6 protein-coding genes are annotated in these 6,625 nt (G+C 77.4%); 4 read left to right on the top strand and 2 right to left on the bottom strand.

The features are described from left to right. Positions 1–121: 121 nt before the first annotated feature. From ACI8AA_RS10190 to ACI8AA_RS10175, 4 genes are all read left to right on the top strand, one after another. A complete protein-coding gene (locus tag ACI8AA_RS10190; protein ID WP_457044340.1) occupies positions 122–445 on the top strand; it encodes a hypothetical protein in 324 nt (107 codons plus the stop codon). Further along, the gene (locus ACI8AA_RS10185; RefSeq protein WP_457044339.1) at positions 442–2,016 is read left to right on the top strand and encodes an alpha/beta hydrolase; all 1,575 of its coding nucleotides are present in this window, start codon (positions 442–444) and stop codon (positions 2,014–2,016) included. The genes ACI8AA_RS10190 and ACI8AA_RS10185 overlap by 4 nt, the downstream gene beginning before the upstream one ends. Before the next feature lie 200 nt (positions 2,017–2,216). Beyond that, entirely contained in the window at positions 2,217–5,102 is a 2,886-nt protein-coding gene (gene topA / locus ACI8AA_RS10180) for a type I DNA topoisomerase (RefSeq protein WP_457044338.1), read from the top strand. A gap of 2 nt (positions 5,103–5,104) precedes the next feature. Next, a complete protein-coding gene (locus tag ACI8AA_RS10175) occupies positions 5,105–5,872 on the top strand; it encodes a class I SAM-dependent methyltransferase (RefSeq protein WP_457044337.1) in 768 nt (255 codons plus the stop codon). Here the strand turns inward: ACI8AA_RS10175 and ACI8AA_RS10170 are convergent. Then, complete coding sequence (locus ACI8AA_RS10170; RefSeq protein ID WP_456930029.1) at positions 5,859–6,173, bottom strand: winged helix-turn-helix domain-containing protein; 315 nt, start codon at positions 6,171–6,173, stop codon at positions 5,859–5,861. The genes ACI8AA_RS10175 and ACI8AA_RS10170 overlap by 14 nt on opposite strands. Further along, a complete protein-coding gene (locus tag ACI8AA_RS10165; RefSeq protein ID WP_457044336.1) occupies positions 6,170–6,601 on the bottom strand; it encodes a hypothetical protein in 432 nt (143 codons plus the stop codon). The genes ACI8AA_RS10170 and ACI8AA_RS10165 overlap by 4 nt, the downstream gene beginning before the upstream one ends. Positions 6,602–6,625: the final 24 nt, after the last annotated feature.

Here is a 6,625-nt window from a genome sequence, read left to right as displayed (position 1 = left end):
CGGCCCCCCCGCCCCCCCCCCCCCCCCCCCCCCCCCCCCCCCCCCCCCCCCCCCCCCCCCCCCCCCCCCCCCCCCCCCCCCCCCCCCCCCCCCCCCCCCCCCCCCCACGCCGGGAGGGCCGTTGTCCGCACCCATCGCCATCCAGCTCGACGCCGTCCAGACGCTCGGCGAGGAGCTCGCCGCCCTGGCCGCCGAGCTCTCCTCCGACGCCGACCTGTGCGCCTCGACCGCGGTCTCGCTGGCAACGGCGGCGCCCGGTGAGGTGTCCGACCGGGCCGGGGCGACCGGCCGGCTGTGGGCCGCGCTCGTCGCCGACCTCGTCGCCGGGGCCGACGCCGCGGCCACCGCCCTGCTCGGCGCGGTGCGGTCCTACCGGCTGGCCGACGCCGCGGTCTCCGACCGGCTGCTGGCGGCGCGGGCGGCGCTGCCCGTGGGCGACCGGTGAGCGCCCCGGGCCTCACCGCCGTCGCCGCGTGGGACGTCGCCCTCCTCGACGGCGCCGTCTGGACGCTCGAGGCGGTGACCGAGCGGCTGCCGCCGTGGCGGGCGCGCGTGGAGGAGGTCGCCCGCGCCCTGGGGACCGCCGAGTGCTGGTCCGGCGACGCCGGCAGGGTCGCCGCCCTGGCGCTGGGGGAGGTGTCCGCGGTGGTCACCGCGGTGACCTCCGCCCTCGGCGCGTCGCTGGACCGGCTGCAGGACGCCGCGCGGGAGGCGCGCACCGCGCAGGAGCTGGCCGAGCAGGCGCTGGCCGAGGCCGCCACCCGCGGAGTGACGGTGGACGAGGCCGGCGGGGTCGTCCTCCCGGCGCCGGCCGCGCCGCCCGCCGGCGCGACGCCGCAGGCGCTGGCCGACCACTACGACGCGATCGCCGAGCAGGCCGCCGCGGCCGAGCGGGTCGCCGGGCTTGCGGCCGACGCGCTCGGCGCGGCCGCCCGCGCCGCCGCCGCCGCGGCCGGCTCGTCCGGTCCGCTGGGCCGCGTGGGCGTGGTCGGAGGTGCCCCGCCTCCGGGCTACGCGGCGCTCGCCGCCGCGGCAGGCGCGGCCGGGGCCTTCACGATCAGCCTCCGACTGCCCCCGGCGGGTGCGTCCCCGGACACGGTCGCCGCCTGGTGGGGAGGCCTGTCCGGGCCGGCCCGGGACGCGCTGCTGGCCGCGGCGCCTCCCGCGCTGGGCGGGCTGGACGGGGTGCCGGCCTGGGTGCGCGATCGCGTCAACCGCGTCCGGCTCGACCGCACGCTCGCCGACCCCACGGCCCCTGGCCGCGACTCCGCCCTGGCCGTGGCCGCGGAGATCGCCGGCGAGGAGGCAGCCGGACGGACCGTGCAGCTGTGGGTGTACGAGCCGGCCGACGACCTGGCCGCCGTGGTCTACGGCGACGCGGACACCGCCGACGACGTGGCGCTGCTCGTCCCGGGCCTCGGCAACACCGTCGCCGACGACCTGGCCGAGCTCGGCGACGACGCCCGGGCGGTGGCGGACGCGACGCTCGACGCGGACCCCGCGGCGACGGTCGCGGCGGTGGCGTGGCTGGGCTACCGGGCACCGGCCGGGGCGGGCAGCTGGCGGGTCGCCTTCACCGACGCGGCCGCACGGGGCGGAGCGGCGCTGGCCGGCGACCTGGCGGGCCTGGCGGCGGCGCGGGAGGGCAACGGCCCCGGCCGGGCGGGCGATCCGCGCGTCACGGTCGTCGCGCACAGCTACGGCACCGTGGTCGTCGACCAAGCGGCCGACGAACCGGGCCTGATCGACGCGGACGCCGTCGTGCTGGCGGGCAGCCCGGGGATCGACGAGGAGGACGCTGCCGGGCTCGAGGCTCCCGAGGTCCACGCGGCCGCCTCGCCGTGGGACCCGATCTCGTACCTGGAGTGGTTCGGCACCAGCCCCTGGCGTCCTGGCTTCGGCGCGACCGGACTCCCCGTCGACCCCGACACGCTGCACTGGGAGTACTACGACCCCGACCGGCCCACCCTGCCGGCGATCGGGGAGGTGGTGGCGCGGGCGCAGACGGCCGACTGACCAGCCGCGGCCCGCGCTGGGGAGATCGGGAACAGCGGCGCCACTGCACCGTTGGAGGCGGTGACGGCGCGCCCGCGCGCCGTCGCCGACCGGTCGCGTTCCGGCGTCGTGGCCTACCGTGGCCCGCCGAGGGGGCGCACCGCGTGACGACGAGACCGCACACCGCGCTGCCGCGACCAGCACCACCCGACAGGAGCACCGTGCCCACGAAGACCGCGAAGAACGGCCAGACCGCCGCCACGACCGCCGGCGGCACGAGCACGCCCGCCCGCCGCCGGACCGCTGCCGCAGGAGCCGGCCGCCCGCTGGTCATCGTGGAGTCGCCGACCAAGGCCGGGAAGATCGCCGGCTACCTCGGCAACGGCTACGTCGTCGAGGCCAGCGTCGGGCACATCCGCGACCTGCCGCGCAACGCCGCCGACGTCCCGGCCGAGCACAAGGGGGCCCCGTGGGCCCGCCTCGGCGTCGACGTCGACAACGCCTTCGAGCCGCTCTACGTCATCAGCCCCGACCGCAAGCAGCAGGTCAGCCGGCTCAAGCAGCTGGTCAAGGACGCCAGCGAGGTCTACCTCGCGACAGACGAGGACCGCGAGGGCGAGGCCATCGCCTGGCACCTGGTCGACACCCTCAAGCCGCGGGTCCCGGTCCGCCGGATGGTGTTCCACGAGATCACCCCCGAGGCCATCGCCCGCGCCGTGGCCAACCCCCGCGAGCTGGACACCGCGCTGGTCGACGCGCAGGAGACCCGCCGCATCCTCGACCGGCTCTACGGCTACGAGGTCAGCCCGGTCCTGTGGAAGAAGGTCCTGCCCCGGCTGTCGGCCGGCCGCGTGCAGTCGGTGGCCACCCGCATCGTCGTCGAGCGGGAGCGCGAGCGGATGGCGTTCACCGCCGCCGACTACTGGTCCCTCGACGGCGTCTTCGCCGTCCCCGGCCGGGCCGGCGCCGACGCGGGCGAGCCGACGACGCTGCGCGCCCGCCTGGTCAGCGTCGACGACAGCCGCGTGGCCACCGGCCGCGACTTCGACCCCGCCACCGGGCAGGTGACCGGCGACGTCGTGCACCTCGACGAGGCCGGCGCCCGGGGCCTGGCCGCCCGGCTCGAGGGCCGGCAGGTCACGGTCAGCCGGGTGGACGAGAAGCCCTACCGGCGCCGCCCCTACGCGCCGTTCACCACCTCGACGCTGCAGATGGAGGCCGGCCGCAAGCTCGGCTGGTCCTCGGCGCAGGTCATGCGGGTGGCCCAGCGGCTGTACGAGAACGGCCACATCACCTACATGCGGACCGACTCGACCAACCTCTCCAGCGAGGCGATCAACGCCGCCCGCACCCAGGCCCGCGAGCTCTACGGCGACGCCTACGTCCCCGCCGAGGCCCGCCGCTACAGCAAGAAGGCCAAGGGCGCGCAGGAGGCGCACGAGGCGATCCGCCCCGCCGGCGACTCCTTCCGCACCCCCGGCCAGCTGGCCGGGCAGCTCGCCCGCGACGAGTTCCGCCTCTACGAGCTGATCTGGCAGCGGACCGTCGCCTCGCAGATGGCCGACGCCGTCGGGCAGACGGTGAGCATCCGGCTGGCCGGCCGCAGCACCACCGACGAGCGGGTCGAGTTCACCGCCAGCGGCCGCACGATCACCTTCCCCGGCTTCCTGCGCGCCTACGTCGAGTCCCGCGACGAGGGCGCCGGCAACGGCGACGACGAGCACGGCAGCGACGACGCCGAGCGGCGGCTGCCCCGGGTCGAGCGCGGCCAGCAGCTCGACACGCGGTCGCTGGAGCCCAAGGGCCACACGACGACCCCGCCGTCGCGCTACACCGAGCCCAGCCTGGTCGCCCGGCTCGAGGAGCTGGGCATCGGCCGCCCGTCGACCTACGCGTCGATCATGCAGACCATCCAGGACCGCGGGTACGTGTGGAAGAAGGGCGCCGCGCTGGTGCCCTCCTTCACCGCCTTCGCGGTGGTCAACCTGCTCGAGCAGCACTTCGCCGCGCTGGTCGACTACGACTTCACCGCGTCGCTGGAGAACGAGCTCGACGAGATCGCCGCCGGCGAGCTCGGCCGGGTCGACTGGCTGACCGAGTTCTACTTCGGCGGCGAGGGCCGGCACGCCGGCGGCATCGCGGCCTCCGGCGGGCTCAAGCAGGTCATCGGCCAGCAGCTGGAGGAGATCGACGCCCGCGGCGTCAACTCGATCCCGCTGCGGGCGACCGGGCCGGCCGGCGAGCCGGTCGTGGTCCGCGTCGGCCGTTACGGCCCGTACCTGCAGGCCGGCGGCGAGGAGGGCCCGCGGGTCAGCCTCCCCGAGGACCTGCCGCCCGACGAGCTGACCAGCGAGAAGGTCGCCGAGCTGCTCGCCGCCCCCTCCAGCGACCGGCAGCTGGGCACCGACCCCGAGTCCGGCCACCCGGTGGTGGTCAAGGCCGGCCGCTACGGCCCCTACGTGACCACCGTGGTCCCCGAGGGCAGCAAGGACAGCCCGCGGACGGCGAGCCTGTTCGCGTCCATGTCCCCGGAGACGGTGACCCTCGAGCAGGCGCTGCAGCTGCTCACCCTGCCGCGCACCGTGGGCACCGCCCCCGACGGCGAGGAGATCCAGGCGCTCAACGGCCGGTACGGGCCCTACCTGAAGAAGGGCAGCGACTCGCGGTCGCTGGAGAACGAGGAGCGGCTGTTCACCGTCACCCTCGACGAGGCTCTGGCCGTGTTCGCCCAGCCCAAGCAGCGGGGACGGCGGGCCGCGGCCGCACCGCTCAAGGAGCTCGGTCCCGACCCGGTCACCCAGGGCCAGATCACCGTCCGCGAGGGCCGGTTCGGTCCCTACGTCACCGACGGCGAGACCAACGCCAGCCTGCGCAAGGGCGACGACGTCGAGACCATCTCCCTCGACCGCGCCGCCGAGCTGCTCGCCGACCGCCGCAGCCGGCCCGCCGCCACGAAGAAGAAGGCCGCCAAGAAGGCGACGAAGACGACGGCGGCGAAGAAGACGACGGCCACCAAGGCCACCGTGAAGAAGACCGCCAAGACGACGGCGGCCAAGAAGACGACGGCGAAGAAGGCGGCCGCGTCCGACGCCGTCCCCGCGAGCTGAGCGTGACGGCGACCGGCTCGCTCGACCCCGCCGACTGGCAGCAGCGGCGGACGTCGTTCGGGTCGGTCGCCGCCGACTACGCCGCCCTGCGCCCGGGCTACCCGGCCGACGCGGTGGCGTTCCTGCTCGGCGACCGGCCACGGCGGGTGCTCGACCTCGGCGCCGGCACCGGCCTGCTCACCGACGTCCTCGTCGCCGCCGGGCACGAGGTGCTCGCCGTCGACCCGTCGGCGGAGATGCTCGCCCAGCTGCGGGCCCGGCACCCCGGCGTCCCGGCGGAGGTCGGCGGCGCGGAGGCGATCCCGCTGCCCGACGCCTCCGTCGACGCCGTCGTCGCGGGCCAGGCCGCGCACTGGTTCGACCCGGAGCCGGCCGCGGGCGAGCTGCGCCGCGTGCTGCGGCCCGGCGGCGTCGTGGGGTTCGTCTGGAACACCCGGGACGAGACCGTCCCCTGGGTCGTCGCGCTCGGCGCCGCGCTGGCCGGCGAGGCCCGCGGCCACGAGGCCGACCAGGGCGTCGTGGCCGCCTTCGCCGCGGCACTGCCGGCCGACGTCGCCACCGCGCGGTCGCGGGTCGTCCAGCGGCTGACGCCCGAGCAGGTCGTCGGCGGCATCGGCACCCGCAGCTACGCGGCGACGATGACCCCCGGCGCCCGCGCCGCCTTCCTCGGCGGCCTCCGCGAGCTGCTGGCCACCCACCCGGACACGGCCGGGCGCGACGTCCTCGAGCTGCCCTACCGCACCGACGCCCACCGGCTCACCCCGCGCTGAGCGCCCGGCCCTCCGCGATCGCCCGCAGCGCCGCCACGTGCGCGTCGAAGGCCGCGCGGCCGCGCGCGGACAGCCGCAGCCAGGTCCGCGGCCGCTTGCCGACGTAGCCCTTGCGCACCTCGACGTAGCCCGCCCGCTCCAGCACGGCCACCGTCTTCGAGAGCACCGAGTCGCTGACCTGCACGCCGTCGCGGACGAAGCCGAACTCCGCCTCCTCCGCGGCGGCCAACGTGGCCACCACCGAGAACCGCACCGGCGCGTGGATCACCTCGTCGAGGGCGTGCCGAGGGTGCCCGGTCACCGCGGCCGCTCCCGCCAGGCGCCGACCAGGCACGGCGCCGCGACGGCGACCGCCAGCGGCGCCCACCACGCCCGGTCGGCGGCCAGCCCCGGCACGGTGAGCCCCACCGCGAGCCCCAGGCCCAGCACCGCGCCCCAGACGCCCATCGCCAGGCCGAACCGGGTGGAGAAGCCGGCGCGCACCGAGCCCCGGCCGGCCAGCAGCGCCGCCGCGGCGCCCAGCACGGCCAACGCGTAGACCACCGCCGCCGCGGCGACCCCGCGCTCGGACCCGGCCACCGGCAGGGCGAGGAAGAACCCGGCGCTCGCGCAGCCGAGGGTGAGCAGGAACGCCGACGCCGCGGGGCTGGCCTCCCGCCGCACCCGGGTGGCGGCCGCGTCGGCCTCGGCCAGCAGGGCGGTGGCGGACTCGGGGGTGGGAGCGGGCACGGCGGCCTCCTCGGTCGGGGTGCG

The organism is Geodermatophilus sp. SYSU D01180 (assembly GCF_054050415.1).
Note: the sequence above shows the minus strand (reverse complement) of the source record. Positions and strands in the feature narration are given on the sequence as shown.